The sequence below is a fragment of the Acinetobacter sp. LMB-5 genome, assembly GCF_001541635.1.
In the GTDB taxonomy this organism is placed as follows: domain Bacteria; phylum Pseudomonadota; class Gammaproteobacteria; order Pseudomonadales; family Moraxellaceae; genus Acinetobacter; species Acinetobacter pittii.
In genome coordinates this window covers 1-315 of sequence record NZ_LRDR01000128.1, presented here as the reverse complement: position 1 = coordinate 315, position 315 = coordinate 1, and the positions used below count along the sequence as shown (strand labels likewise).

Annotated in this window: 1 protein-coding gene; it reads right to left on the bottom strand. The window is 48.9% G+C overall.

Annotated elements, in window-relative coordinates:
* Positions 1-22 precede the first annotated feature (22 nt).
* The coding region (locus tag AW165_RS18815) for a zinc-binding dehydrogenase (protein ID WP_155859676.1) at positions 23-315 on the bottom strand (293 nt) is incomplete at its 5' end.

Genomic DNA, 315 nt, shown 5'->3' with positions numbered 1-315 from the left:
CCTGTCAGTGTAGAGATAGGCATTACTTTACGGTAAGGACCATCTTGCCTACGTGTCCCTTCTCTTGGAATGCCGCTTGCGCTTGGTTGATGTCTTCAAGTGGGAACGTTTGTGCGACCAATGGTTTGATGTTGCCTTGTTCAATATGATGAACCAAGTTTCCAAACACTTCAGGCTCAAGGACGGTACAACCAAAGAAGCTGAGATCTTTGAGATACAAAGTGCGAACGTCTAGCTCAACCATCGCACCGCCAATGGCACCGGATACCGCGTAACGACCTTTCGGGCGCAACACTTCAAGAAACTGTGGCCACT